The sequence below is a fragment of the Corynebacterium ulcerans genome (assembly GCF_000767685.1).
Lineage (GTDB): Bacteria > Actinomycetota > Actinomycetes > Mycobacteriales > Mycobacteriaceae > Corynebacterium > Corynebacterium ulcerans.
On sequence record NZ_CP009622.1, the window covers coordinates 1,022,596 to 1,047,694 of the forward strand.

The window sequence follows — 25,099 nt, forward strand, 5'->3', positions numbered from 1 at the left end:
GGACCCCAAGAACAGGGGGACGGTATGCCGCTTTGGTCAGTAGGAGGTTAGCGGCATCATCAATAGGTTTGATACACTGCCAGAAACATTCCACAGTGTGAGAAAAGGGGTTCCGCAAAATGAAATTAGCGGTTATTGGTGGCGACGGAATCGGTCCCGAAGTTACAGCAGAAGCACTCAAAGTCCTTCATGCGGTACGCGATGGCATCCACGTCACCAATTTTGACCTAGGGGCACGTCGATACCTGCGCACTGGAGAACTCCTCACCCAAGCCGACCTTGGTGAACTACGCGAACACGACGCAATCCTGCTGGGTGCTATTGGCGCGCCGGGAGAAGTTGCGCCAGGAGTTTTGGAACGCGGTCTTTTGCTCGCCATGCGGTTTGAGCTGGATCATCATGTCAATGTGCGCCCCTCAAAGCTGTACCCAACGTCTACGTCTCCGCTGGCTAACCCGGGCGACATTGATTTTGTCGTGGTGAGAGAGGGGACAGAAGGTCTGTACTGCGGAAATGGTGGGGTGCTGCGAAAGGGCACGAGCCATGAGGTCGCTTCCGAGGTCTCACAAAACACCCGCTATGGCGTAGAAAGAGTGGTCCGTGATGCATTCCGGAGGGCTCAGGAGCGCAGAAAACACCTGACATTGGTGCACAAGACTAACGTTTTGGTTCATGCAGGTGATCTGTGGCAGCGCACGGTAGATGAGGTTTCTCGGGAATTCCCAGAAGTGCAGGTCGATTACAACCATATTGATGCCGCCACGATTTATATGGTTACCGATCCATCGCGTTATGACGTCATTGTGACGGACAACTTGTTTGGAGACATCCTCACTGATCTCGCGGGCGCAGTAACCGGAGGAATTGGTCTTGCGGCTTCCGCAAACATCGATGCAAGCGGCGCTAATCCGTCGATGTTTGAGCCTGTTCATGGCTCAGCCCCGGATATCGCCGGTCAAGGTATCGCAGATCCTACGGCAGCGATCCTTTCTGCGGGAATGCTCTTGCGTCACCTGGGAGACGAGGAAAACGCCTGCCGAATCGACGCTGCGGTTGCTGCGGATGTTTCTGCGCGCGCTGGCGCAAAAATTGTGACCTCAGAGGTAGGCGATCGCATCGCGTCGTCACTGCGCGGATAGAAGAAGCACAGGGGCGAGTAGGAAAGAGGAACCCCCTGAAAGAAGACGGCCGGGTGTAAAAGGACCTATTAAAGGTTCATTTTCGTGACGTGAGCTAACTCACGATATATGATTCGCTTCATGACCGTCGAACTAGACGAGGTGCAGCATTTCCTTGCAGAAAATGCACCTTACGCCCAGCTTCCTGCGGAATCGCGTGCGCTGCTTACACGCTCTGCCGAGATACGCTACTGCAAACGTGGCTCGGTTATCTTACGCTGCGGAGAGTCCAATGATTTGTGTTGGGTGATCCGCAGCGGTGCAGTGGATATAACTGATGAAAATGGAGTGCTCCTGGATAGGAGAGAAGCCGGGCGCTCTTTTGGCTATTCCACGATTCTCGGAGAGAACCGGAATCGCTATTCGATGATCGCAGTGGAAGACTCCCTCCTGATCACTATTACTCGCGCGGATTTCCTCGCTGTCGCTGAGAAGGATGCTAGTTTCACGCGTTTCTTTTCTAGCCAATCAACTCGGATGCGTGCAGCGGCTGAACAGGTGCGCAACAACGACGGCTCTCAATCGCTGCGGGCGCAGCTGGGGGATTTTATGACCACCCAGCCCGCCACACTGCATCCGACGGAATCTATTCAGTCTGCGGCGCGTGTTATGCGAGATAAAAATGTGTCTTCGCTGGTTGTTGCTACTGATGAGGACATCTGTGGAATCGTGACTGACCGCGACCTGCGCAGTAAAGTCGTCGCGGATGATGTGGACGTCAACTTGCCGGTGTCGGGGATCATGACCCTGAACCCCATAACGGCGACTACCACAACGCCAGCGTTTGAGGCGATGATGATTATGGCGGAACACGGCATCCATCATCTCCCCGTGCGTGATACAACACAGCCGCAGAAGCCGCTTGTGGGAATCGTCAGTTCTCCCGACATCATGCGGTTGTTGCGCAATGATCCCATTTACATCACCGCGGATATTTCCAGGCGCAGCTCTGCGGAAGAACTCGCAGAGGTCTTCGCTCGCAGCAAGGACGTAGCAGCACGTTTCGTGGAGCGTTCAGCACGCCCGGAGGAAGTATCGGCGCTGCTCTCTCACTCGGCGGATGCAGTGGCGCGTCGATTGCTGAGCCTTGCAGAAGAAGAACTCGGTCCTCCTCCCGTTCCTTATGCGTTTGTTGTGGTGGGTTCCCAAGGGCGCAAAGAATTGGGTTTTGCCTCAGATCAAGATAACGCCCTTATTCTTTCCAATGCGTTCAAGCCGGAAGAACACGGTGAGTATTTCACGGTGCTCGCCAACCGGGTGTGTCAAGGCCTAGCCCTGGCCGGTCAGGTGCTTTGTCCTGGAGACATGATGGCATCTAACCCACAGTGGCGACTCGCCGAAAGCGAGTGGATATCTACCTTTACCTCGTGGATTACTGCACCTGAGCCAGAGGCTCTCATGTTTGCGCAGACCTTCTTTGACATGAGGCTCGTGCATGGCGATGAGTCCTTGTACTCCAACGTCCGCACCAGCTCCCTGGATCAGGCGCGCTCTGCGAGGCGTTTCCATGCCCACCTTGCAACGGTTGCTTCACGACGAGAACCGCCACTAGGTTTTTTCCGTGGTTTTGTGGTGGAACGCGGCGGTGACTATGCCCATACCTTGGACATCAAAAAGGGAGGGATTCACGCGATTGTTCAGATGGCGCGTTTGTATGCGTTGACCTGTGGGGCAGATGCGTTGGACACTCGTCAGAGGCTGAATGCTGCGGCGAGCCTCGGGGCCGTGTCTGAAAAAGGCGCACATGACCTGTTGGATGCTTTTGACGTGCTTAACACCATTGCGTTTGATCATCAGGCAACGGATCTCCGCGTGGGCAATGCGCCAAGCTATCACGTGGATCCGGAGCAGCTCGGAAAGATGGATCGTGAGCATGTGCGCGATGCCTTCCACATCATCAAGGGGATGCAGCAAGCGTTGAGCACTAAATATCCCACCCGGAGCATGTGATGTGGTGGGGGAGTAACGCCATCCGCAAGGCGCAGGGGCCGTTGGCGCAGGTTTATCAAGAGCTTCCGGAGAAAAACGATCACACCCGGCTCTTGGCGGTAGACATGGAAACGACTGCGCTCCTTCCTACGGAGGGACGAATCCTTTCCATCGGTTGGGTGCCCATCGATGATGGAAAAATACAACTCGCAGGTGCTGGACATGTGTTGATTAAGCCGGACAACCTGGACAGGGATTCTGTGGGTAAGTCTGCAGCTCTCCACAACATTACGGACGCGATGTTGGAAGAAGGGGCGAGCGAACAGAGCGCGGTGGGCATGCTTCTCGACGCCCTCCGTGGGCGCGTACTCCTTGCCCACTTTGCCCCTATAGAAGTGCGCTTTGGGGATGCTGCTTGCCGTCGGCACTTCGGAGCGCCGCTGCGGGTGCCATACGTGGACACAATGGAATTAGAGCGTAGACATATGGAACGTATGGGCACGTATCCGCGGGGAGAAGACTTAAGGCTTGCGCGAGTACGCAATAGATATGGATTACCCCATTACCGCAGTCACAATGCGCTGACAGACGCTTTGGCGTGCGCGGAGCTTTATCTAGCGTTGAACGGATAACGTCTCTATAAAATAATAAAATTTTTGTGAGTATAACTACCGGGGGCACGTAAAGTGGAGCCATGAAGACCTACCTTTATCGCGCGTGCCTCGTCTTGTGTTGTGTCTACTTGCTGTTCATGATTGGACACAATTTTTACTATGGTGAGAATCTTCTTATCACGTGGATAGGTGTGGTTGGGGTCATACTGTTTATTACGGGGTCCGTCCTCAAAATTATTTCAGATAAAAAACTGAAACGGACAACAGGCGGGGAGCTGAGGGAGTTTTCTGAGGCGCAACTTGATGAGCTGCGGGCGTTAAAAGCTACAGGCCAGACGGTTGCGGCTGTGAAAAAGGCGCGGATCTGGTACCCAGGCTTAGGCTTGCTTGAGGCGAAAAATTTGGTTGACAGTATGTAAAAGTGCGTGCCGCCATGTGTGCCAGCTGATGGGATTCGTCGGAAGCCAGTACCTCACGCGATACCCCAGAAAAACCGTGGTGGTGGGAAAAATCGACTGAGTGAGTACTATCTTTGCTATGCGTTTTGGACGAATAGCTACCCCAGATGGCATGTGCTTCTGCGTTGTCGAGGGCGACGGTGCAGAAACTGTGTGCAAAGAAATTGAAGGCACTCCGTTTACCGAGCCGAAAAAGACGGGTCGGGAGTGGAAACTAGAAAACGTGCGGGTGTTAGCCCCTATGCTTCCGTCCAAGATCGTGGCTATTGGTCGCAATTATGCGGATCACGTTAAAGAAGTTTTCCAAAAGAGCGCAGAGCATCTTCCTCCTACGCTGTTCCTCAAGCCTCCGACCGCCGTCATTGGCCCGGGTGCGCCCATTAGGATTCCGGAGTTTGCCACCAAGGTGGAGTTTGAGGGCGAGCTGGCTATGGTGATCGGCAAGCCTTGCAAAAATGTTAAGAAGGAAGACTGGAAGTCTGTCGTTCTTGGGTTCACCATCATTAACGATGTTTCTTCCCGTGATCTCCAATTTGCAGACGGCCAATGGGCACGCGCTAAAGGAATCGACACTTTTGCGCCGCTTGGGCCGTGGATTGAAACAGACCTGGATTCTATTGACACCACCAATCTTCCGATCAAAGCTCACCTCACACATGATGGCGTGACGGAAACTAAGCAGGATTCCAACTCTGATCAGATGATTATGAACCTGGGCGAGATCATAGAGTTCATCACGGCTTCTTTCACGCTTCTGCCAGGTGATGTGATCTGCACCGGATCGCCAGCAGGTACTGCGGAGATGGTCCCAGGCGACTTTATTGAGGTAGAAATCCCAGGACTGGGAAGCCTCGGAAACCCCGTAGAGCGGGCATAACAGGAAGTCTCGTTGTAAAAAAGCTACTGCACGGCACGCGCCAGTGCGGTAGCTTTTTGCATATGACTACTGAACACCGCCATTCACATCACGATGCCCCTCCTAGGCATCCAGAGGATGATATTTATACAGATTCAGCAGGACCGGTGTGGTCGGGCAACCCTAATAGCTCATTAGTGGCGGTGATTCAGGAGCTGGATCTAAACGCCTCACCTTCTCAGAGCCTTGATGTCGGCTGTGGCGAGGGTGCGGATGTTCTGTGGCTGGCAGAGCATGGTTGGAAAGCCGTGGGGGTGGATCCGTCGGAGATTGCTATTTCTCGTGCCATAGCTGCGGCAACAGAACGCGGGATCGCTGCGGATTTTGAAGTGGCAAAGCTACCCGATAATTCTGGCACTGCACAGGCGTTGCAGGAGCGCTACGGCCTAGTTACCGGCTTCTATATTCCCGTGAAGGGGGATGAGGGGCTTGCAGCGATTACCAGCTTGGTGGCCCCAGGCGGCTACCTTGTTCTCGTGCACCACGATCTTGAAGAGATGATCGCTACGGGGCACCAGAGTCCCGACGTGCTAAAGGACTATCTCTTTCCCTCACGCATCGCAGAAATGCTGCCAGCGTCGCAGTGGACAATCGTGATCAATGAGTCCCGTGAGCGTCATGTGGCTACCGGGCTTGGTCACGGCCATACCCTTGACAATGTGCTCGTCGCGCGTCTTAAGCAGGGCTCTTAATCAGAGCTAGAGTCCGAGTGCTCGCATGATAGTGCGCAGCTTTGCGGAGGTCTCTTCGACCTCTGCATCCGCGTCGGAATCTGCGACGATGCCGCCGCCGGCCCACGCCCGTGCGGCGGTTCCGCTTCCGTTAACCTCCGCGCACCGGATGGCGACCATGTATTCACCGTCGCCGGCTGCGTCGGACCATCCCACGGCTCCGGAATAAAAGCGGCGGTCGCCCTCAGCAATTCCGATAATTTCTTCGGCTGCGTCTGTCGGCGTGCCGCAGATAGCAGGAGTGGGGTGCACGACCAACGCGAGTTCTAGTGCGGTCATCGCGGGGTCTTTGAGCGTGCCCACGACGGGGGTAGCTAGGTGCCACATCTCGTTAGTCCGCGTGAGCTCTGGGCACTGGGGGATATCAAGGGAGGAACACAAAGGCGCGAGAAGCGTTCGCAGGTGATCGACAACGTAGGAATGTTCGGCGAGATCTTTCGGTGAACGGCGTAGTTCTTCCCCCGCGCGGGCGTCGAGAAGCTTATCTGCGCTGCGGGGAGCCGAACCAGCTAATGGGTACGCGGAAATCGTTGACCCCTGTTTTTTAATCAGTACTTCCGGGGAAGAGCCCACAAGCATTGCGCCCACAAAGTCTTCACCAGCAGGAGAGAGGTCTGCGATGAATCCATCGCGATTCTGGGAAAGATCGATCAAACGTGCAGCTATCAGGCGTGGATCCACGGGGGGATCAAAACGCATATCCACTGCTCGCGCCAGGACGACTTTTTCTAACGTGCTTGCTTTGAGCGTCTCAATCGCTGCGATGACGCGATCCCGGTGCTCATCCAATTCGGGTACCAGAGCATCGAGATGGGCATGCATAATGCTGCCCTCACCGTGGCGATAATACGCATGCGGCTCTAGTGGTCCTTCTTCCCGGATAACCGTTTCCGGCACAGTCAGCGCACACGCGTGATCACGGCGAAAGGGTAGGGCTCCCACCACAAGATCTGCGGTGCCGTTGTGTAGCGCTTCTATGGCTTCCCAGGGGTCGGAGAAGGTTTTCTGAGCGCCTTGGGTTCGGATGGAACCATGGGCACGTGACAACAAAAAGTCGGGCGCAGTTGAGGGGCGGTGGGCACACATGACAAACCAGTCTAGTGCACTGGTCTACGATGAAAGACATGTCTGAAGTACGCGTACGTTTTTGCCCATCACCCACAGGAACTCCACACGTGGGTATGGTGCGCACAGCCTTGTTCAACTGGGCACAGGCCCGTCACACCGGCGGCAAGCTTGTATTCCGCATCGAAGACACAGATGCAGCCCGTGATTCTGAAGAGTCTTATCAAGCAATCATTGACTCCCTGACGTGGCTTGGGATGGATTGGGATGAAGGCGTAGTGGTCGGTGGACCACACGAACCATACCGCCAGAGCCAGCGCATGGATATTTACGCTGAGGTACTGGAGAAGCTTAAAACCGCAGGTTTTGTGTATCCCGCGTATTCCACAGCAGCAGAGGTAGAGGAACGCCATCGCGCTAAGGGTGAGGATCCCAAGCTTGGCTACGATAACTACGATCGCACCCTCACCGAAGAACAAATCGCCGCTTTTGAGGCCGAGGGCCGCCAGCCGGTTTGGCGCTTGCGCATGCCAGACCAGGACTGGAAGTGGAATGACCTGGTGCGCGGCGAGATCGAGTTTAAGGCCGCTACCCAGCCCGACTATGTAGTGGCCCGCTCCAATGGGGCACCGCTCTACACGCTGGTTAACCCGGTTGATGATGCCCTCATGGGCATCACGCACGTTCTTCGCGGCGAGGATCTGCTTCCCTCAACCCCTAGGCAGCTGGCGCTGTATGAGGCGCTGAAGGCAATCGGGGTGGCGGAGCAGACTCCTGAGTTTGGGCACCTTCCCTTTGTGATGGGCGAGGGCAACAAGAAGCTCTCCAAGCGCGATCCGCAGTCGAACCTGTTCAACCACCGAGATGCCGGCATCATCCCTGAAGGCATGATGAACTACCTCGCGCTGCTTGGTTGGTCGCTGTCTTCGGAGAAGGACATTTTCTCTGTAGATGAGCTCGTTGCCAACTTTGATGTGAAGAACGTTTTGGCTAACCCAGCTCGTTTTGACCAGAAGAAGCTTGAAGCCATTAACGCCGACCACATCCGGCTTCTGGCCCCAGAAGACTTCAAACAGCGCCTGCGCGACTACCTCACGGAGTACACGGATTTCTCTGCGGATTACCCAGAGGAGAAGTTTGCTATCGCCGCCGACTTGGTTCAGACCCGCATCAAGATGCTTGGCGACGCCTATGCGCTTCTGAAATTCCTCGATACCGCGGATGAGGACCTCGTGCTTGATGAGAAATCCGCAAAGAAGAACCTCAAAGAGACCGCTGTGCAGCCACTGGAAGCCGGCATTGCGGCTCTGGAAGCCCTTGGCGAGTGGACCACTCCTAGTATCGAGGCTGCGTTGCAGAAGGCCCTCATCGAGGACCTGGAGCTCAAACCACGCGTTGCCTATGGCGCATTGCGTGTGGGCGTCTCCGGCCAGGCTATCTCGCCGCCGCTGTTCGAGTCGATGGAGCTTTTGGGCCGTGAATCCACGCTCAACCGCTTGCGTGCTGTCCTTAAGGTGACGCCTTACTCGGCACAGTAGGGCAGTAGCTCGGTGGGCTTAGTGCCCAGTGGGCTCGATGGAAAGTAAAACGAGAAAAACCCCGAACCGGCAATCATACAGGCAGGTTAAGCTGCTGTTTTAGCCGCTGGTTCGGGGATTTTTGCATCCTTATAAAAGTTGATGCATAACCATGGCTTATGGGGAACAGGATGGGCTTATAAGATTGGGCTTGCGATTGATGGTGAATGAGACGCGCCGTAAATGAATGTACCGTTGAAAATGCCGATAAAGCAGTTAAAGTAAATCTTTGTGATATTTGGATTCGGCGAGAAAACCTCGCACACCGAAGGTTATAGGCCGCGCCATGCACGGCCCACGGCCCAAAGGCGCGCGTGGAGGGCTCTGACGCGGGATCGTCGTGTGGCGATAGCAGTCGCCTCAGCTGCCCTCATTGGTTGTCTTGCCGTACCGATTTCTCTAATTACTGACGTTGAAGCGAACCCTACGTTGGTGAGCAAAAGTGTGGTGAGGCAAACTCCCGCCATTCCACAAGACAACGATGCTCCTGCTCAGAGTGCTGCTGCACCCTACGGCGGTGCGGCGGAAACAGTGCCTGTGTTTTCCGGTCCTTATCCTTTTGACTCCACGTATAACCCGCATCCGTCCGTTCTGCCTGGCCAGATGCGCAATATAGAGATCACAGCAGCTAATGGCGTTCGTCGTAGGTATCTCTTACACGTGGGGAAAAACTACAGGCCGGAGCGGCCGGCGCCCTCTCCCGTCTTGTTTGCGTTTGCGGGATGGCGGGTAGACCCTGAGCACTTTGCTCGTGAATCCAAATTTGCTGATGGGGAAGCCGGCAATGATGCCTTGTTAGTTTTTCCTGCTGGGCGTGAAAACTCTTGGGAAGGAGCTCCTTATTCAATTGCCGCTCCCGGGGAAGACATAGCGTTTGTTAAGCAGATCCTTGACGCCATCGACCGCGATTATCTGATCGACCGCACCCGCGTGTACGCCGCGGGTATGTCTAACGGCGGGGGAATGGCTGCGATCCTTGGGTGTCATGCTTCTGATGTCTTTGCCGGAATCGTAAGTGTCTCATCCGCGTACTATCTTCCGGTTACCGCAGGATGTAAGGGGAAGCCGGTGCCTACGCTGGATATACACGGCACGGTTGACCATGTGGTGGCTTATGAAGGCGGACATCGTCATGGCGTCCCATATCACTCCGTTCCGGACTACCTTGCCACTGTCTCGCAGCGTAACGGCTGCCTGCCGGAAAAGCCGACGCAGCTCAAGGTTGGGGATGTTGAGATCGAAAGATTTAACGGGTGCGCTGCCGAGACCGAACACATGCGAGTGTTGGGTCAAGGTCACGTATGGAACCAAGCCCCCAATGCTTCTACCGCTGCATGGAACTTTTTGAGCCGGCAGCATTTATAAAAAGGGCTATGACCACCAGATTTGTGCACTTCTAGTGGTTGTGGTTATATTAGTTCCCGTTGCACAGCAAGGTGTTGAGAAACAAACCAAGCTGTTAAGCGATGGCCTATGGTGTAATTGGCAACACTACGGTTTCTGGTACCGTCATTCTAGGTTCGAGTCCTGGTAGGCCAGCAGCGAGAAATCGCTTCTGATAGAAAAGTTCTATGCCCCGTTCGTCTAGCGGCCTAGGACGCCGGCCTCTCACGCCGGTAACACGGGTTCAAATCCCGTACGGGGTACAAAATGACCACCCAAAGCGCAATGCTTTGGGTGGTTTTTTCATGTTTTATCCTGTTATTAGGTGGGGTGTGACAAGTTTTGCATGGTTATGGGAAATTTTTGGGGAATTTTCGGGTAAGCCTTCAAACAATCCAGGCTAAAGGTATATATTTGCTTAACGTAAAGGAGTTTTTTCCTATCCGTTCACTTTATGTGGGCACATTCCAAGTGGTTTGAGATTGATGTGAAGATGCAGGGAGGAATAGGTCGCTTATGGGTGGTGGGATAAAGCGTTATCTTGGCCTGGTGGCAGTAGCATGCGCTGGCAGCACTATCGTGGGAATACCGGTAGCGGGGGCGCAACCGGCGCAGTGTCCGAGGATAGAGATTGCGGTAACTGGGGGATCGGGAAACTCAAGCCCCTTGGATGACCCCCAAGACATCCTCAGCTTCGGCGGAACAAACTTTGCCAAGCACGTTGCTCGTCTGCATTCGGATGTGCGCGTGTGGCAAACTCCGTATTACTCCTCGATCGGTGTTGTCGGTGGCGGAAGCAAAACCGGATTCGATCGCTTTTTAACCTACGGTGACTCCTACCGGGGCGGCGTGGACACATTACATAAGCACGTTGAAGAAGTCGCTGCCGCTTGCCCAGGGACGTCCTTTATCTTGGCTGGATACTCCCAGGGTGCGGATATCGCCGGGGCGATCACTGAGCGTATTTCGCGCGGTGAGATTAAAGGCGTGACTGCGGAAAAACTTCTCGCCTCGTACCTCCTAGCGGATCCTGGTCGGTCGCGCATAACGGCTAATAGCGCCACCACGACCACCGGTTACTCCGGCAGGGTGACAGAAAATGGGGCGATCATGGTTGACACAAACTATGGTCTCCCAGACCCAGGTTCGGTGGGTATTGCCAGCCCACGTCCTGCTGGTGCCTTTAGCAACCTGCCTGGAAAAGTTCGTTCCGTGTGTAGCTCGGGCGACCCGGTGTGCAGTGTGATCCCCAATGGGGCACTGGCTGCGGTAGCTCAATGGGCTACCAAAGAGGGCAAAGAGATTAATTACGACCGTCCCAGCGTTTCTTTGGGCTCGATGTTTAAAGACGGCAGCTTTGTCATCTCCGTGGGGCCTTACCTTGGCCAGATCCTCTCTGGATTTTATTATGGGGAGCCGCAGCCGGTTCGCGACGGCTTCTACGCGGCATCGCGCAACACATGGCTTAACGACGCCCAGCGCAATGCCTTGGAAATCGTAGCCGAGGAAACCTCAAGTTTGATGCGTTACCTGGATAGCGCGAAGATCTTTGGCATTACCCAAGAACATCTGACTGGCAACATGGCCATGGATCGCCTCATCAACATCGTCGGCTCGCTGCACAGCAAAATTGGGCTTGCAGAAACCTCCCTGGCACTTGGCGCGACCTCCAGGCACGTCTCTTATACCGGTGATAGCAGCACGCCTACCACGATCCAGGGGCAGCGGGTAGACGACTGGATCCAAACCGATATGTCCAAAGTGGTAGCGGCGCATCTGGGTGGGCCAGCATTGCCGGAAATTCCTCAGACTGCGCGCATGGGGCTTCTCCAGAAAGTGGGAGCACCAATCTGGTGGCTGACCAAAAAGATTTTTGGAGAACGCAGCAAGATGACGCGTGAAGTATGGGAGTATTTTGACCTCTGATAAAAGGCGCTGTCCCCGTAATGTCGAGTAATGCCGATCGGGGACAGTGCTTATAAAATCCTATTGAGCTGGGTATTTGAGGAAATTTAGCAAAAGTGCTTCACAACGAGGTGTGACCCGCCTAGACTGTGAGGTGTCGGACCGATTAGGTCACAACTTTAAGGGTGAAGATCCTAGAGGAAATAAAACGACGCTGCTAGGAATCTAACGCCTCCTTAGGGACTGGCCTTCATGGTCGACAGCTCACGCTAGTCGAGCCAGCAAAGGAGGTTGCGTGGCAGCAAGTGATTCAACAGAACATTCCGGTTACCGCGTCGGCAGCTCTTTCAACGCCGGCAGTGCCCTAATCCGGACTTCTAAACGCCAGGGATGCGTGAAGCCGGAGCTACTAAGAACTACTGGAGCGGTAACGTCCCTTAGTTTCAAGAGGTATTAGCAATCCCGACATACTTCCCCTTCAGGGTTGCGCGGACGAAGCGGCGAGATGCCGGCTTACGAAACTTTCGCATTACATGTCGATGAGATTCGAGCGTTCCTCAAGATTGATAAGGAAGAGCCCCTAGTGCTGAAACCATTAATCTACTCAAGAAGGGTTCCCACCGTCTTTCTAGGCGGTGGGGATTTTGATTTCTGGCCATCTACGTGCCGATTTGCTACTTCATGGCAGTTGCACTTAATATCTTATGAGTCCGCAGCGAAAGCTTGCGATGAACGACTTGCCCCGTTCGTCTAGCGGCCTAGGACGCCGGCCTCTCACGCCGGTAACACGGGTTCAAATCCCGTACGGGGTACCACTTACCGCCCAAAGCTCAGCGCTTTGGGTGGTTTTTGTTATGCAGGCGGGGTTGGAGTGAGAGGCGTTTTTATTAGACGCTTTCATTATCGCGCACTCCTAAACATTCGATACCCTGCGATGCTTATCCGTCCAAGGCTGATCTTGGTCGGTGAATCGTTATAAACAACCCATATGATCTGCAATCGCATCGTCAAAACTTTGAGGAATCTTCTACCTCTTCCCGTAGAGCGTTTCATTCTTCATCTTTTCTGAAGAGAACTTCGAATGCCCCCCTTGTCATGGCATTGAATGAACAGATGGCGTATTAAACTGTCAGCCCATACTTATACTAAAATCTGCATAATTCGAATAATCCGTTGGTAATAAAAGACGCTGCGCCGCAACCGTATTGTGAAGGGCTATTGTTGACGGTTCTATCGTGAGATCAGGGTCTGCCTCAGTGGCGACAGCTTTTAAATATTCAATCATTGCCAGGAGATACGTATATCCCTTGGCAGTGGCCAAACGCTGATGCCCATGACTTATTTGGTAAGAGAACTGTGAGAGTCGGCTCCCTTTGGGGTGAAGCTTATTTGATATGACTGTGTTGGGGTGCAGGTATCGAATTTGTATTCGAATTTCATTGATGATGTTATCGGTGCCGTTCTTCAGTAAAAATGCTGCTCATGCCATAATATGAAAAGTGTAAGTCATCAAGCAGTTTTCCTTTGTGTGTTGGGATGTTCGGCGCATGTCATGGGCCCTAGATAAGCTGATTGATAACACCAGAATGGATAACAGTCTGGTTGGTGTAAGTGGCAAACATGCCGTCCTTGTTGGCACAGGAGATAGTAGAAAGTGATTCCTGAAGTGAGAGAAGATCAGCGCGCGGAGCTGCATAAAACAATCTGGCGTATCGCTAACGACCTGCGAGGTAGCGTTGACGGGTGGGACTTCAAGTCTTACGTGTTGGGAATGCTTTTCTATCGTTTTATTTCCGAAAATCTGACCGAGTACCTGAACAAGCTTGAGCGCGAAGCTGGCACCCCAGACTTTGATTATGTTGTTCTCCCGGATGAGCAAGCTGAGTTCGGTCGAGAAACTACCGTCGCGGAGAAGGGCTTCTTCATTCGCCCCTCAGAGCTGTTTGTTAACGTGCGCCGCAATGCCAAGAAGAATGAGAATCTCAACGAAACTCTCGAGGCTGTCTTCAAGAGTATCGAGGGTTCGGCTGTCGGAACGGATAGCGAGGATGACCTCAAGGGACTCTTCGATGATTTGGATGTCAACAGTAATCGACTCGGCAATACGGTCATGAAGCGCAACCAGGCTCTGGTTAAGCTGCTCGACGCCATTGGTGACCTTCCTCTGGGGGACTTTGCCGACAATACAATCGACATTTTCGGCGATGCCTATGAGTACTTGATGGGTATGTACGCGTCCTCAGCGGGCAAATCAGGTGGTGAGTATTACACGCCACAGGAGGTCTCTGAGCTGCTTGCTCGCATTACAGTGGTGGGCAAGAAACAAGTAAACAAGGTCTATGACCCTGCGGTTGGCTCGGGTTCGCTGCTGTTGAAGTTTGAGAAAGTGTTGGGCAAGGGCGGAGTCCGGCAGGGATACTTCGGGCAGGAGATCAACCTGACGACGTACAACCTGGCGCGCATCAACATGTTCCTACACAACATCAACTACGAGAAGTTTGATATTGCGCTCGGCGATACGCTGACTGACCCAGCACACTGGGACGATGAACCGTTCGAGGCGATCGTCTCTAACCCTCCGTATTCAATTAAGTGGGAGGGGGATGCGAATCCAGTGCTCATCAATGATCCTCGCTACTCTCCTGCGGGAGTGTTGGCGCCGAAGTCGAAGGCCGACCTGGCCTTCATGATGCATATCCTGTCGTGGTTGGCGGTTAACGGTACTGCAGCGATCGTCTCTTTTCCTGGTGTGCTGTACCGAGGAGGGGCTGAGAAAAAGATCCGCAAGTATCTCATCGACAATAACTATATTGATGCCATCATTCAGCTACCGCCGGACCTGTTCTTCGGAACCACCATCGGAACCTGCATCATGGTGCTGAAAAAGTCGAAGAAGGACAACTCTGTCCTGTTTATAGATGCCTCGGCAGAGTTCAAGCGGGCCGGGAACAAGAACAAGCTTACGGGCGATAACCAGGACAAAATCCTGGAAACCTACACCCAGCGAAGCGGTGTCGAACATTTCGCCGAGCTGGTGGCTAACGAAGATATCGCAGCGAACGACTACAACGTCGCTGTGTCGTCTTACGTGGAGAAGGAGGATATCCGCGAGGTAGTTGACATCGTGGAGCTCAATGCGGAGATCGAGAAGATCGTGGAACGTCAGGCCCGGTTGCGGATGTCCATCGATGCGATTGTGGCGGAGCTGGAGGAGGTGAAATGAGTCGGATTGACGAGTTGATCAAGGATCTGTGTCCAGACGGTGTCGAGTACCTTGCAGTCTCGGAGCTATTTGACCTTCGGAACGGATATACGCCTTCAAAGTCTAATTCGACTTTTTGGGAGGATGGTTCCGTCCCGTGGTTTCGGATGGAGGATATCCGCGAGAACGGACGAATCCTAGACAATTCTCTTCAGAAGATATCTGATTCCGCAGTAAAAGGTGGAAAACTATTTCCTGCAAACTCTATATTGGTCGCGACCTCCGCGACTATTGGTGAGCATGCCTTGATAACTGTGCCGCATCTCTCCAATCAGAGATTTACCTCATTGTCACTAAAACCAGCGTTTTCTAGCCGGTTGACTATGAAGTTTGCTTACTACTATGGATTTGTTCTTGGTGAGTGGTGTCGAAAAAATACCACAACGTCTAGTTTTGCTTCAGTCGATATGGTCGGGTTCAAAAGATTCAAGTTCCCCGTTCCTCCTCTCGAAGTTCAGCGTGTCATCGTCGATATTCTCGATCAGTTTGTTAAGCTGGAAGCAGAGCTGGAAGCAGAGCTGGAAGCACGAAAACAGCAGTATGAGTACTATCGGGGGCAGATACTTAGCTTCGTTGATTCGGCGGAGTGGCAGACGATAGGTGAATGTCTGGACCTTAAGGCCGGAAGATCGATCAAAGCTGCAGAGATTTCTCCCATCGCTAGTGCAGAGAGAGGGGTTCGATGCTTTGGTGGAAATGGCGTTCGTGGGTTCGTTGCGATTGGCAGTCATCATGGATCGTATCCACTAATTGGTCGGCAGGGTGCGTTGTGCGGGAACGTTAACTGGGTCGAGGGTGAGTTCTACGCGACGGAACATGCAGTCGTCGCAGTGCCGAAGGCCGGAATAGACTCTCGATGGGTTTATCACATGCTGACGGAAATGAATCTTAATCAATATGCGACAAAATCTGCTCAGCCTGGACTCTCTGTGTCTCGATTGAACCAGGTGCGTATTCCTGTTCCCAGCCTTATGGAACAGCAAGAGGCAGCTTCACTGCTTGATGCCTTCGATGCCCTTGTCAACGACCTTTCTTCTGGCCTACCGGCCGAAATTGCCGCACGCCGAAAGCAATACGAGTATTACCGTGACAAGCTTCTTACCTTTAAGGAGCTGGCTTCATGAGCGATCTGACACCCCGTAAATACGACCCGATTGCTGTTAGCAACGAGAGCACGGTAGTGGCAGAGTATGAGGCCGATCCGGCAAGTGAGTCTGCCTATCAATCAGAGTCTCAGCTCGAACAAGAACTCATCCGACTGTTGGAGTCGCAGGCCTACGACTATCTCCCGATTACCACCCAATCCCAACTGGAAGACAATCTCCGTAAACAGCTGGAGATTGTCAACCGGATGGAGTTTTCGGATGCGGAGTGGAAGCAGTTTTTCTCCGAGCGTATCGCCGGCGCTAACGATGGCATCGTCGAGAAGACCATCCGCATCCACGAGGATCATATCCAGCTGCTTCGTCGAGACGATGGTTCGACAAAGAACATCACATTGCTAGACAAGACGAATATCCACAACAATCGCCTGCAAGTAATCAACCAGTACGAGATCGGAGCGGGGGAGGGCGGCGCTAAGCATGCTAACCGCTACGATGTCACCATCCTGGTTAACGGTCTACCAATGGTGCACGTTGAGCTCAAGCGCCGCGGCGTGGATATTCGCGAGGCGTTTAATCAGATCAATCGGTACCAGCGAGAGAGCTTCTGGTCAGGTTCTGGTCTATTTGAGTATGTTCAATTGTTCGTGATCAGCAATGGCACGCTGACAAAGTACTACTCCAACACGACTCGCCAACTTCATCTGGCAGAATCAGCCGGCAGATCGCGTGGAAAGAAGACCTCGAATAGCTTCGAGTTCACGTCGTGGTGGGCGGATGCACAGAACAAGCCGATTTATGAACTTACGGCTTTTACCAAGACATTCTTTGCCAAGCATTCTCTGCTAAATATTCTGACCAAATATTGTGTTCTGACTTCGGATCGCACCCTGATGGTGATGCGTCCATACCAGATCGTTGCTACCGAGCGGATCCTGCAGCGCATCGAGGTGGCAGACAACTATAAACTTCTGGGCACCATTGGAGCAGGTGGTTACGTCTGGCATACCACCGGATCTGGAAAGACCTTGACTTCATTCAAGACGGCTCAGCTGGCTTCGAAGTTACCTAGCGTGGACAAGGTGTTGTTCGTCGTAGACCGTAAGGATCTCGACTACCAGACCATGCGCGAGTACGATCGTTTCGAGAAAGGTGCGGCCAACTCCAACACGTCAACTGCCGTGCTCAAGAAACAGCTTGAAGACCCGAACGCTCGGATCATCATTACTACGATCCAGAAACTCTCTACGTTCATCTCCGGCAACAAGGACCATGCTATCTATGATGGCCATGTGGTCATTGTGTTTGATGAGTGCCATCGCTCGCAGTTTGGTGACATGCATCAGGCAATCACGAAGGCGTTTAAAAAGTACAACCTGTTCGGCTTTACAGGCACACCGATCTTCGCTGAGAATGCCGGTACCAGTGGCAAACCGCATCTGCGAACTACTGAGCAGGTCTTTGGTGAGAAGCTGCATACCTACACCATCGTAGATGCGATCACTGACAAGAACGTACTGCCGTTTCGCATCGACTACGTCAATACCGTTCGGATTGGTGAAGTCGATGACAAGCAGGTTTCCGCTATCGATACAGAGAAGGCGCTGCTCTCAGCTAAACGCATTGGCGAGGTTGTCAAGTACACTCTCGAGCACTTTGATCAGAAGACCCGGCGTTCAAGTAGCTACCAGCATTCCATTATTGCCAATGTTGCCCAGGTGGCCGGCGGCAGAAACAAGATTATTGCGGAGAAAAGCCGTAGCCGGGTCCGCGGTTTTAATTCGATCTTTGCTACGGCGTCCATTGGTGCTGCTAAACGCTATTATTCTGAATTCGTCGAGCAACAAAAACATCTGCCCTCTGATCAGCGGCTCAAGATCGGACTGATCTACTCCTATGCTGCTAACGAGGTTGAGAGTGAGGATTATCTCGACGAGGAAGGTTTCGATACTAGTGGCTTGGGTGCCTCGTCTCGTGACTTCCTGGAATCAGCAATTGGTGATTATAACCAGATGTTTGGAACTAGTTATGACACTTCGTCGGATAAGTTCCAGAACTATTACAAGGATCTTTCGCTTAGGTTGAAGAATCGTGAGTTAGACATGGTCATTGTGGTAAACATGTTCCTCACCGGTTTTGACGCAACCACCCTCAATACTTTGTGGGTAGATAAGAACCTAAAATCGCATGGTTTGATCCAGGCGTATTCGCGTACCAACCGGATCCTGAACTCGGTCAAGACTTACGGCAATATCGTCAGCTTCCGGGACCTTGAGGAGCAGACCAACGACGCAATTGCGCTGTTCGGTAATAAAGACGCTAGGGGAGTGGTGCTGCTCAAGCCTTACCGCGAGTACTACGACGAGTACGCCCAGAAGGTCGGAGACCTCTTGGACGAGTTTCCACTCGGAACGCAAATTGTCGGGGAGGTGAAACAGAAAGAGTTCATCGCTTTATACGGTGCTGTACTTCGCCTTCAGAACATCCTGACCTCCTTTGACGATTTCCAAGGTAACGCCATCCTGTCTGATCGCCAGGATCAGGATTACCGCAGCATTTACCTCAACTTTTACGCGGAGTACCGACAGGAGAAAGAGGCAGAGAAAGAAGAAATCAATGATGATGTGGTCTTTGAGATCGAACTGGTCAAGCAGATCGAAATCAATGTCGATTACGTCCTCATGTTGGTGCAGAAGTATCGCGAGCAGCGTGGAGATGGTGATGACAAGGAGATCCGCGCTGAGATCTCTCGCGCGGTCGATGCCAGCCCGAGCCTGCGCAACAAGAAGGATCTGGTCGAGGCTTTCGTTGATTCGGTTTCTACCAGTGGCGCAATTGATGAAGAGTGGCAAGCATTTATTGCCGAGCGGAAGAAAGTAGAGCTCTCCCGGATTATCGAAGAAGAAAACTTGAGTGCGGTGGAAACAAACGTATTCGTCGAGATGGCCTTTCGCGATGGTGGGATCCAGTCCTCAGGTACAGCTATAACGAGGATTTTGCCGCCGGTTTCTCGTTTTGCTCCGACTGGCGGGCACGGTGAAAAGAAGAGCCGAGTTTTGAAGAAGCTCGGTGAGTTCTTTGAACGATTCTTTGGGCTTACTAGTCAGGAGAGAATTGATTAATTATGCAGGATCTTGCTGAACGGTTAGTTGGGTGGGCAGACAAACAGAGTGATTGGCAGCGAGATCTGCTCCGCCGGATTTGTGAAGGTGAAGTTCTCGATTTCGACTCCCTGGAGAATTATGCCAACATCGTGATTAGTGATGAATGCTCCAAAAACGAGGATTGGATTTCTGTTCCAGCGCCGATTTCCAATGTCGTGCTCGAGCCTCTGTTGACCTCCCATCTGACTAAGACTGATTCAGAGAGTGCGCCAGTCGAGTTGCGCAGCATAGAGCATATTGCTAATGCCAACCACTTGGCTCCAGGTGCCCGCCTGGATTTCGAAAGTAATGGACTGAACATTGTTGCGGGTAGCAATGGAAGTGGCAAGTCTGGATATACGCGAATTATCAAGCAGGTGGCAGTTAGTCGGGCGCCAAGTTTAGTTCTTTCGAACGTTTATGAGGAGTCCGGTAATCCGTCAGCCGTGATTAGCTTTAAAATGGGCGAGGCCGGCGAGAAGGCGTTTACATGGATGGCAGCCTCTGACAGCTCGCGCGAAGAGCTTCGCCGAATTAGGGTCTTTGATGCGCTGTCGGCGAGAATGCACCTTCAAGCGGCGGCTGAGGTGGCTTACGTGCCACCAGAGCTTCAAGCACTGTCAAGATATGCAGCAGCGCTTGAGAAAATCTCTAATGCAGTCGAATCGAAGCGAACTGAAACTTCCTCAAAAGAGCCGAATCTTTCAGAGCTAAACCGGGGCGCCGGTGTCCGGATTGTTGCGGCACTGGGCCAAAAGTCTGCCATTAGTTTGCTTGAAGGGCTCAAAGGCCTGACTCCGGAGGAGGAGAAACGAGTCAAGCAACTTCCAGGACTCATCTCAAACCTCACTCAAAACAGCCCGGCCAAGCTTGTGTCACAAGCTACGGATAGAATGCACAGGATTGCATCCCTCCGGGGCAAAATTGAAGCTTTGCAGAAGGGACTGGACGCTAATTCCTCCCGTGAAATGCCGGAGCTGTTGAAGCAGAGAGACGCAGCTCTCAAAGCTGTGGAGGATGCGGCCGGAATGTTGGCCCGTGATCCGAACATCGCTCCTGGAACCGGTAATGCTACCTGGCAGCGGCTCTGGAGTGCTGCGTGCGCGCATTCCCTTGACCCAGAAAATCGGGACGAGAGAATGTCTGATTTACAATCTTGCCCATTGTGCCAGCAGGATCTTGAGGACGACGCTCGAAAACTATTTGAGAAGTTCGAGACTTTTGTAGCAGACGAAGCCAGGAAGGTCTTGGATCGGGCTAATGCGAACTTGAAAAATGAAACAGATCGCTTGACAGCCTTGATGATCCCGAATGCGGAGGATCACATCGAACTTGTTTCTTCTTACGATCCTGACCTATCAAAGAAAATCGAGTCAGTGCTCATGAGTTTCCGAGATGCTAGGCAATCTCTCCTGGACAGGGAGGCGATCGCGGAGGCCAGTTATGAGCTCTCCAAGCCATTAAACTGGGCAGATCTTTCTCGGAGTGCGCGGGAGGCATCTAAGCAACTCGAACAACTTGAAGCGCAAGAAAAGTCCAAGATCGACGAATTTCGAACTGCGGACAGCGCTGCCGAAGCCGTGGGAAAGTTACACGAAGAATTTGATCGACTGAGCATTCAAAAGCGGCTTTTCGATAACGCTGAGACCCTGCGTAACGAGCATGATCGCCAGGTGTTGTTGCAAGCAATCAAAAAGGCGAAGTCTGCCTGCTCGACGAGCAGTGCGACGCGTCAAAACAAGGTGCTTTCGAAAGAATATGTGGATAAAGTTTGCGAACAGTTCAAGCAAGAAACCAAAGTGCTTGGAATTGATCGGGTTCCAGTAGCGCTGAATTTTCGGAAAGCTTCGCGAGGAATCAACTATATCCAGGTGATACTCGAAGACGCTCGGGACGAGCCGGTCGCTGATGTACTGAGCGAAGGAGAGCATAGGATGACCGCCATTGCGGGATTCTTTGCTGATTTGACTGAGTCGGGTGACGGATCAGTACTTGTGTTCGATGACCCAGTCTCCAGCCTGGACCAGGACTATCGGCGATACGTAGCAAGACGGCTAGTGATTGAATCAGCGCACCGACAAGTCATAGTTTTCTCCCATGACGTTATTTTTGTTCGAGAGTTATATGAAGAGCATGAACGTTTCAATAAGGAACGAACTGCTTCCGGCGATTCTGAGATTCCAGCGCTCTGCTATCAACATATTAACCGAACCGTGGATGGTACTGGGGTCCTGACAGAAAAAGGACATTGGAATAGCGTTAAGTTGAAAAGCAAAATCGGATCCGTTCGTGCGAGAATCCAAGATGCTGGACCTATTTATCGTGCCGGGGATAACGAGGCTTACGAGCGAGAGTCTCGGGATATCTCCGGCGCCATTCGTGAGTGCTGGGAGATTTTTGTTGAGCAAGAGCTCTTGGGTGGAGTCGTGACTAGATTCAAGAGAAGCGTTGAAACACAGCGGCTTAGGTACGTGACCGGTATAAGCAATGAGGACATAGCACGTGTCGATCTTGGAATGTCGAAGCACTCCAAGGAGTTTCGAGGGCATGCAGCACCCGAGGGTGATCTGTCCACTCCTCTAACCCCAGACGAACTTAGAAAGGAGATCGACGAGCTCGATAGTTTTCGCAAGGAGATCGAACAGAGGCGGAAGAAAAAGTAAGCTCAATGGGACAATTCACTGTTTCGAACGCACAAGTTCAAGTCGAGTGAGTTGGAATAAATCTTCAACGGAAAGTTGAATGAGCCTTGCCAGCTGGGTATCCCAGCTGGAAGGACACCCACCAGTGCGCACTAGGCCAACCGCCCAATCCCTGGCCGGCTCGCTTTGTTTTGAAATGCGAGCCCTTGGGTGGTATAAAACCCCAGGTCAAACTGATATAATATCGCTGTATGATTCTCTTTGAAGTGGGCCAGGACTCGGCCAAGCAGGTTAAGCCCATGATTACCGTCAACGGGAAGAAGGTTCTGGAGCGAGACATCCAGAAAATCTTCGAGGGCAGTCTGCACGAGATCCTTGGCGTCCGCTTTTTGGCTAGTGAGTACTCCACCAGCTTTGGCGGCCGGATGGATACCCTTGGCATCGATGATGACGGTAATCCGTGCATCATCGAGTACAAGAAGGGTCAGAACGAGAATGTCATTAATCAGGGACTTTCATACCTGCGTTGGTTGCTCGACCACAAAGACTCGTTCCACGTCCTTTGCCAAGAAAAGGGCGTCGAGCAAGAGGTCCAGTGGGATGCTCCACGGGTGATTTGTGTAGCCGAGAGCTACAGCAAGTTTGATACCGATACCGCAGATCTGCTTCCGATCAAGATTGAGCTGATGCGCTATCAGTTGTTCGAGAACAACATGCTCACCTTGGACACGGAAAGTTACCAGAAGGTGAAGCTCCAGGGAGTCCCTAAACTGGGCACCAGCGTCGAGAAGAAGCCTGAGCCGCTGCAGGTCACTTATACGCTGGATGATCACCTTGCGAAGTCAGGGCCGGCCAGCCGAAAGCTCTTCGAAGAACTCAAGGAGCGACTCCTCGGCCTCGATCAAGAGATGGAACTCGAGCCCAAGAAACTCTATGTAGCGTTCAAGATGACTCGCAACGTGGTCGACGTCGTTGTTCAGAAGACCAAGCTCTGGGTGTTTATCAATGTCAAGAGCAGTACTCTTGAAGATCCACGAGGAATAGCGGAAAACTTGGCTGATCCGGTGAAGATTGGACACTGGGGAAACGGTGAATACCGCGTCGAGGTCACTCCGAAGACTGATCTGGACTACCTCATGATGCTCCTCGAACAGAGCTATAGCATCAATCAGTAGTCTGTGCTGATACGTAGTTTCTCACTCCGACGATTGACGGCAGTACGGTTCCATTCCGAGAGTATTCGGCCGTCACTGGGGCCGCGACAAAGTATTCCTTCTGCAATAACTCATAGGAAAGCTCACCATACTTTGTAAATATTCAATTGTTTATTAGAGTATTAAGGCGTTATTACGAATCTAGCTTCATAGATTCATGATTGGCGCGTAATGCTCGACAATATTTGGCCATAACCAAGGAGACCTCACCATGGCAACCGCTCCAGCTGGCAAACGGATCATGCTGCTAGGCGTATACGGAATGGAAGCTGTGGAAGTGGGAGGCGCGCTTCTTAAAAACGCGAATAGGGGCGGCCAGTCGAGCGCCGCAATTATGTTGTGCGGTGAGGAGATGCGCCCAGGGGTCACCGCGGCGTGTGAAAAACTTAAAATTTCGGTTGATTATCTTGGCTTTGCACTGGGCGAAATACAAAATGATGTGGCCCATAAGGCTGAGATCGTTAAGGCGATACGAGCAGCGGCCCCTGAAGTGCTGATTACGCAGGATCCCGAGCACTCCGTTGAGGATTTTGACCCGGATCGTCGTGAAGCAATGAACTTGATTCTGGACTCGATTGCGCTGTCAGCTCGCCAATGGCGGGTCGAACTCGGTGATCCTGTGGCGCTGCCTGAGGTCTACTTTATGAGTCCTGATTCACCCAACACCATCGTGTCTATTTCAGATGTGTGGGAGGAAAAGCAGGGGGCGCTTGACCTTTTAGAATCTCAGCTGGAATTCTCTGCGCAGCACTATGATCGCTACCACGGTTCGGAGACCATGGAAAAAATTGTTCCGGGCTGGGCCACGATGGATAACCTTGAGCGGGGCAAGAAATCCCTGCGCGAGTTCAATAGGGCCCTTTACTTGAACAACGGTTCTTTGGGGCATGGTCACTTTGCGTTTGCTGAGGCATATCGCAAGGTAGGCATGTTCCACGTCGATCACCTATAGCGCATGCAGATCGTCCAGTCCCTGCGCCCACACCGCCATTCGCGAGCCTGAAAAGCCACCGTCGATGCATCGAAATCGAAGCGCATACTTCTACGCACTCGTGTTTATCGCGTTGCTCATCGTGAATTTTGCCCTGCCCCGGTTTATGCCTGGCTCTCCGCTCAAGCACGTCGCGGGTGATGCCGTGGGCGAATTAACCGCAGCAGACCGGATGAACCTTCTATCGGCATACGGGCTGGACAAGCCATTGTGGCAACAGTTTTTCTTCTACATCCGCGATTTTTTCACGCTCAATTGGGGAACGTCTTTTGCCAAAAAAGAGTCTATAACCGCGATCCTGTTACGTGCGGCACCGTGGACGCTGCTCCTAGCCAGCGCAAACTTGCTTCTCTCCACCTTCATCGGTGCGTGGCTGGGACGTCGTTCCGCGCTTAAGCGAGGCGAGGGCAAAGACCGCCGCTATGTTGTCGGGGCAGCTTTGATGAGTTCGATTCCTATTTTCTGGGTATGCATTGTGTTGCTTTCGCTGTTTGCTGCCACGTGGCGCCTGTTCCCGCTAGGAGGGGCAGTAGACCTGTGGCACAAACACTCGGGAATCGCATGGGTCGTGGATGTTGCCCACCACCTAACGCTCCCACTCCTAGCGATGGTGTTTGGCACGATTACTACGTATTTCATTGCAATGCGCCAGGGGACATTACGCGTTATCAACAACAGCTATGTTGAGCTTGCGCGACTACGCAATATCAGCGAGGACCGCGTGCGTCGGTGGTATATCACGCGCAATGCTTTAACCCAGGTATTTACTATCTTCATGATCGACGTGGGCTATCTCTTTTCCGGCTCGCTTGTTGTGGAATCGGTCTTCTCGTACCCCGGCCTCGGCCAGGTTATGACTGAGGCAGTGTTTAACAGGGACTATCCGCTCATACAGTCGAGTTTCCTTGCAATCTCGCTTTTGGTGTTGGCTAGCAGCTACCTATCGGATCGTTTGTATTCCCGAGTCAACATCGGGGCGGAGATATAA

At 52.7% G+C, this 25,099-nt stretch carries 17 protein-coding genes and 3 tRNA genes; 19 read left to right on the top strand and 1 reads right to left on the bottom strand.

Annotated features, from left to right (window positions below):
• Positions 1 to 119: 119 nt before the first annotated feature.
• The 6 genes from CULFRC11_RS04720 to CULFRC11_RS04745 all read left to right on the top strand — a co-directional run bounded on the left by CULFRC11_RS04720 (position 120) and on the right by CULFRC11_RS04745 (position 5,787).
• Positions 120 to 1,139: a 3-isopropylmalate dehydrogenase gene (locus tag CULFRC11_RS04720; RefSeq protein ID WP_038620495.1), complete on the top strand. Its 1,020-nt coding sequence runs from the start codon at positions 120 to 122 to the stop codon at positions 1,137 to 1,139.
• 120 nt (positions 1,140 to 1,259) lie between these two features.
• Positions 1,260 to 3,128: a DUF294 nucleotidyltransferase-like domain-containing protein gene (locus CULFRC11_RS04725; RefSeq protein WP_080742808.1), complete on the top strand. Its 1,869-nt coding sequence runs from the start codon at positions 1,260 to 1,262 to the stop codon at positions 3,126 to 3,128.
• The gene (locus CULFRC11_RS04730) at positions 3,128 to 3,739 is read left to right on the top strand and encodes a 3'-5' exonuclease (RefSeq protein ID WP_023635558.1); all 612 of its coding nucleotides are present in this window, start codon (positions 3,128 to 3,130) and stop codon (positions 3,737 to 3,739) included. The genes CULFRC11_RS04725 and CULFRC11_RS04730 overlap by 1 nt, the downstream gene beginning before the upstream one ends.
• Before the next feature lie 62 nt (positions 3,740 to 3,801).
• Entirely contained in the window at positions 3,802 to 4,140 is a 339-nt protein-coding gene (locus CULFRC11_RS04735) for a hypothetical protein (RefSeq protein ID WP_023635559.1), read from the top strand.
• Between the two features lie 118 nt (positions 4,141 to 4,258).
• Positions 4,259 to 5,056, top strand: a complete 798-nt coding sequence (locus CULFRC11_RS04740) for a fumarylacetoacetate hydrolase family protein (RefSeq protein ID WP_023635560.1) — start codon at positions 4,259 to 4,261, stop codon at positions 5,054 to 5,056.
• Between the two features lie 62 nt (positions 5,057 to 5,118).
• Positions 5,119 to 5,787: a class I SAM-dependent methyltransferase gene (locus CULFRC11_RS04745; RefSeq protein ID WP_023635561.1), complete on the top strand. Its 669-nt coding sequence runs from the start codon at positions 5,119 to 5,121 to the stop codon at positions 5,785 to 5,787.
• Between the two features lie 6 nt (positions 5,788 to 5,793).
• On the opposite strand, the gene CULFRC11_RS04750 is transcribed toward CULFRC11_RS04745, so the two are convergent.
• The gene (locus CULFRC11_RS04750; protein WP_023635562.1) at positions 5,794 to 6,912 is read right to left on the bottom strand and encodes an isochorismate synthase; all 1,119 of its coding nucleotides are present in this window, start codon (positions 6,910 to 6,912) and stop codon (positions 5,794 to 5,796) included.
• Between the two features lie 29 nt (positions 6,913 to 6,941).
• On the opposite strand from CULFRC11_RS04750, the gene gltX reads away from it, so the two are divergent.
• From gltX to CULFRC11_RS04815, 13 genes are all read left to right on the top strand, one after another.
• On the top strand, positions 6,942 to 8,429 hold the full coding sequence (gene gltX / locus CULFRC11_RS04755) for a glutamate--tRNA ligase (protein ID WP_038620502.1): 1,488 nt from the start codon (positions 6,942 to 6,944) through the stop codon (positions 8,427 to 8,429).
• A gap of 270 nt (positions 8,430 to 8,699) precedes the next feature.
• A complete protein-coding gene (locus CULFRC11_RS04760) occupies positions 8,700 to 9,833 on the top strand; it encodes a CE1 family esterase (protein ID WP_023635564.1) in 1,134 nt (377 codons plus the stop codon).
• 102 nt (positions 9,834 to 9,935) lie between these two features.
• Positions 9,936 to 10,007: transfer RNA gene (locus tag CULFRC11_RS04765), tRNA-Gln, on the top strand.
• Positions 10,008 to 10,041: 34 nt separating this feature from the next.
• Positions 10,042 to 10,114, top strand: a tRNA-Glu gene (locus CULFRC11_RS04770).
• 253 nt (positions 10,115 to 10,367) lie between these two features.
• The gene (locus CULFRC11_RS04775) at positions 10,368 to 11,777 is read left to right on the top strand and encodes a cutinase family protein (RefSeq protein WP_023635565.1); all 1,410 of its coding nucleotides are present in this window, start codon (positions 10,368 to 10,370) and stop codon (positions 11,775 to 11,777) included.
• Positions 11,778 to 12,495: 718 nt separating this feature from the next.
• Positions 12,496 to 12,571: transfer RNA gene (locus CULFRC11_RS04780), tRNA-Glu, on the top strand.
• A gap of 839 nt (positions 12,572 to 13,410) precedes the next feature.
• The gene (locus tag CULFRC11_RS04785; RefSeq protein ID WP_023635566.1) at positions 13,411 to 14,979 is read left to right on the top strand and encodes a type I restriction-modification system subunit M; all 1,569 of its coding nucleotides are present in this window, start codon (positions 13,411 to 13,413) and stop codon (positions 14,977 to 14,979) included.
• Entirely contained in the window at positions 14,976 to 16,142 is a 1,167-nt protein-coding gene (locus CULFRC11_RS04790) for a restriction endonuclease subunit S (protein ID WP_023635567.1), read from the top strand. The genes CULFRC11_RS04785 and CULFRC11_RS04790 overlap by 4 nt, the downstream gene beginning before the upstream one ends.
• A complete protein-coding gene (locus CULFRC11_RS04795) occupies positions 16,139 to 19,243 on the top strand; it encodes a type I restriction endonuclease subunit R (protein ID WP_023635568.1) in 3,105 nt (1,034 codons plus the stop codon). The genes CULFRC11_RS04790 and CULFRC11_RS04795 overlap by 4 nt, the downstream gene beginning before the upstream one ends.
• A gap of 2 nt (positions 19,244 to 19,245) precedes the next feature.
• On the top strand, positions 19,246 to 21,927 hold the full coding sequence (locus CULFRC11_RS04800) for an AAA family ATPase (RefSeq protein WP_023635569.1): 2,682 nt from the start codon (positions 19,246 to 19,248) through the stop codon (positions 21,925 to 21,927).
• Positions 21,928 to 22,157: 230 nt separating this feature from the next.
• Complete coding sequence (locus tag CULFRC11_RS04805; RefSeq protein ID WP_023635570.1) at positions 22,158 to 23,081, top strand: DUF5655 domain-containing protein; 924 nt, start codon at positions 22,158 to 22,160, stop codon at positions 23,079 to 23,081.
• Positions 23,082 to 23,331: 250 nt separating this feature from the next.
• The gene (locus CULFRC11_RS04810) at positions 23,332 to 24,072 is read left to right on the top strand and encodes a PIG-L deacetylase family protein (protein ID WP_023635571.1); all 741 of its coding nucleotides are present in this window, start codon (positions 23,332 to 23,334) and stop codon (positions 24,070 to 24,072) included.
• 64 nt (positions 24,073 to 24,136) lie between these two features.
• A complete protein-coding gene (locus CULFRC11_RS04815) occupies positions 24,137 to 25,099 on the top strand; it encodes an ABC transporter permease (RefSeq protein ID WP_023635572.1) in 963 nt (320 codons plus the stop codon).

Coding starts and splice junctions, on each gene's coding strand:
- CULFRC11_RS04720 (WP_038620495.1), top strand. CDS start 120: ATGAAATTAGCGGTTATTGGTGGCGACGGAATCGGTCCCGAAGTTACA.
- CULFRC11_RS04725 (WP_080742808.1), top strand. CDS start 1,260: ATGACCGTCGAACTAGACGAGGTGCAGCATTTCCTTGCAGAAAATGCA.
- CULFRC11_RS04730 (WP_023635558.1), top strand. CDS start 3,128: ATGTGGTGGGGGAGTAACGCCATCCGCAAGGCGCAGGGGCCGTTGGCG.
- CULFRC11_RS04735 (WP_023635559.1), top strand. CDS start 3,802: ATGAAGACCTACCTTTATCGCGCGTGCCTCGTCTTGTGTTGTGTCTAC.
- CULFRC11_RS04740 (WP_023635560.1), top strand. CDS start 4,259: ATGCGTTTTGGACGAATAGCTACCCCAGATGGCATGTGCTTCTGCGTT.
- CULFRC11_RS04745 (WP_023635561.1), top strand. CDS start 5,119: ATGACTACTGAACACCGCCATTCACATCACGATGCCCCTCCTAGGCAT.
- CULFRC11_RS04750 (WP_023635562.1), bottom strand. CDS start 6,912: ATGTGTGCCCACCGCCCCTCAACTGCGCCCGACTTTTTGTTGTCACGT.
- gltX (WP_038620502.1), top strand. CDS start 6,942: ATGAAAGACATGTCTGAAGTACGCGTACGTTTTTGCCCATCACCCACA.
- CULFRC11_RS04775 (WP_023635565.1), top strand. CDS start 10,368: ATGGGTGGTGGGATAAAGCGTTATCTTGGCCTGGTGGCAGTAGCATGC.
- CULFRC11_RS04790 (WP_023635567.1), top strand. CDS start 14,976: ATGAGTCGGATTGACGAGTTGATCAAGGATCTGTGTCCAGACGGTGTC.
- CULFRC11_RS04795 (WP_023635568.1), top strand. CDS start 16,139: ATGAGCGATCTGACACCCCGTAAATACGACCCGATTGCTGTTAGCAAC.
- CULFRC11_RS04800 (WP_023635569.1), top strand. CDS start 19,246: ATGCAGGATCTTGCTGAACGGTTAGTTGGGTGGGCAGACAAACAGAGT.
- CULFRC11_RS04805 (WP_023635570.1), top strand. CDS start 22,158: ATGATTCTCTTTGAAGTGGGCCAGGACTCGGCCAAGCAGGTTAAGCCC.
- CULFRC11_RS04810 (WP_023635571.1), top strand. CDS start 23,332: ATGGCAACCGCTCCAGCTGGCAAACGGATCATGCTGCTAGGCGTATAC.
- CULFRC11_RS04815 (WP_023635572.1), top strand. CDS start 24,137: ATGCATCGAAATCGAAGCGCATACTTCTACGCACTCGTGTTTATCGCG.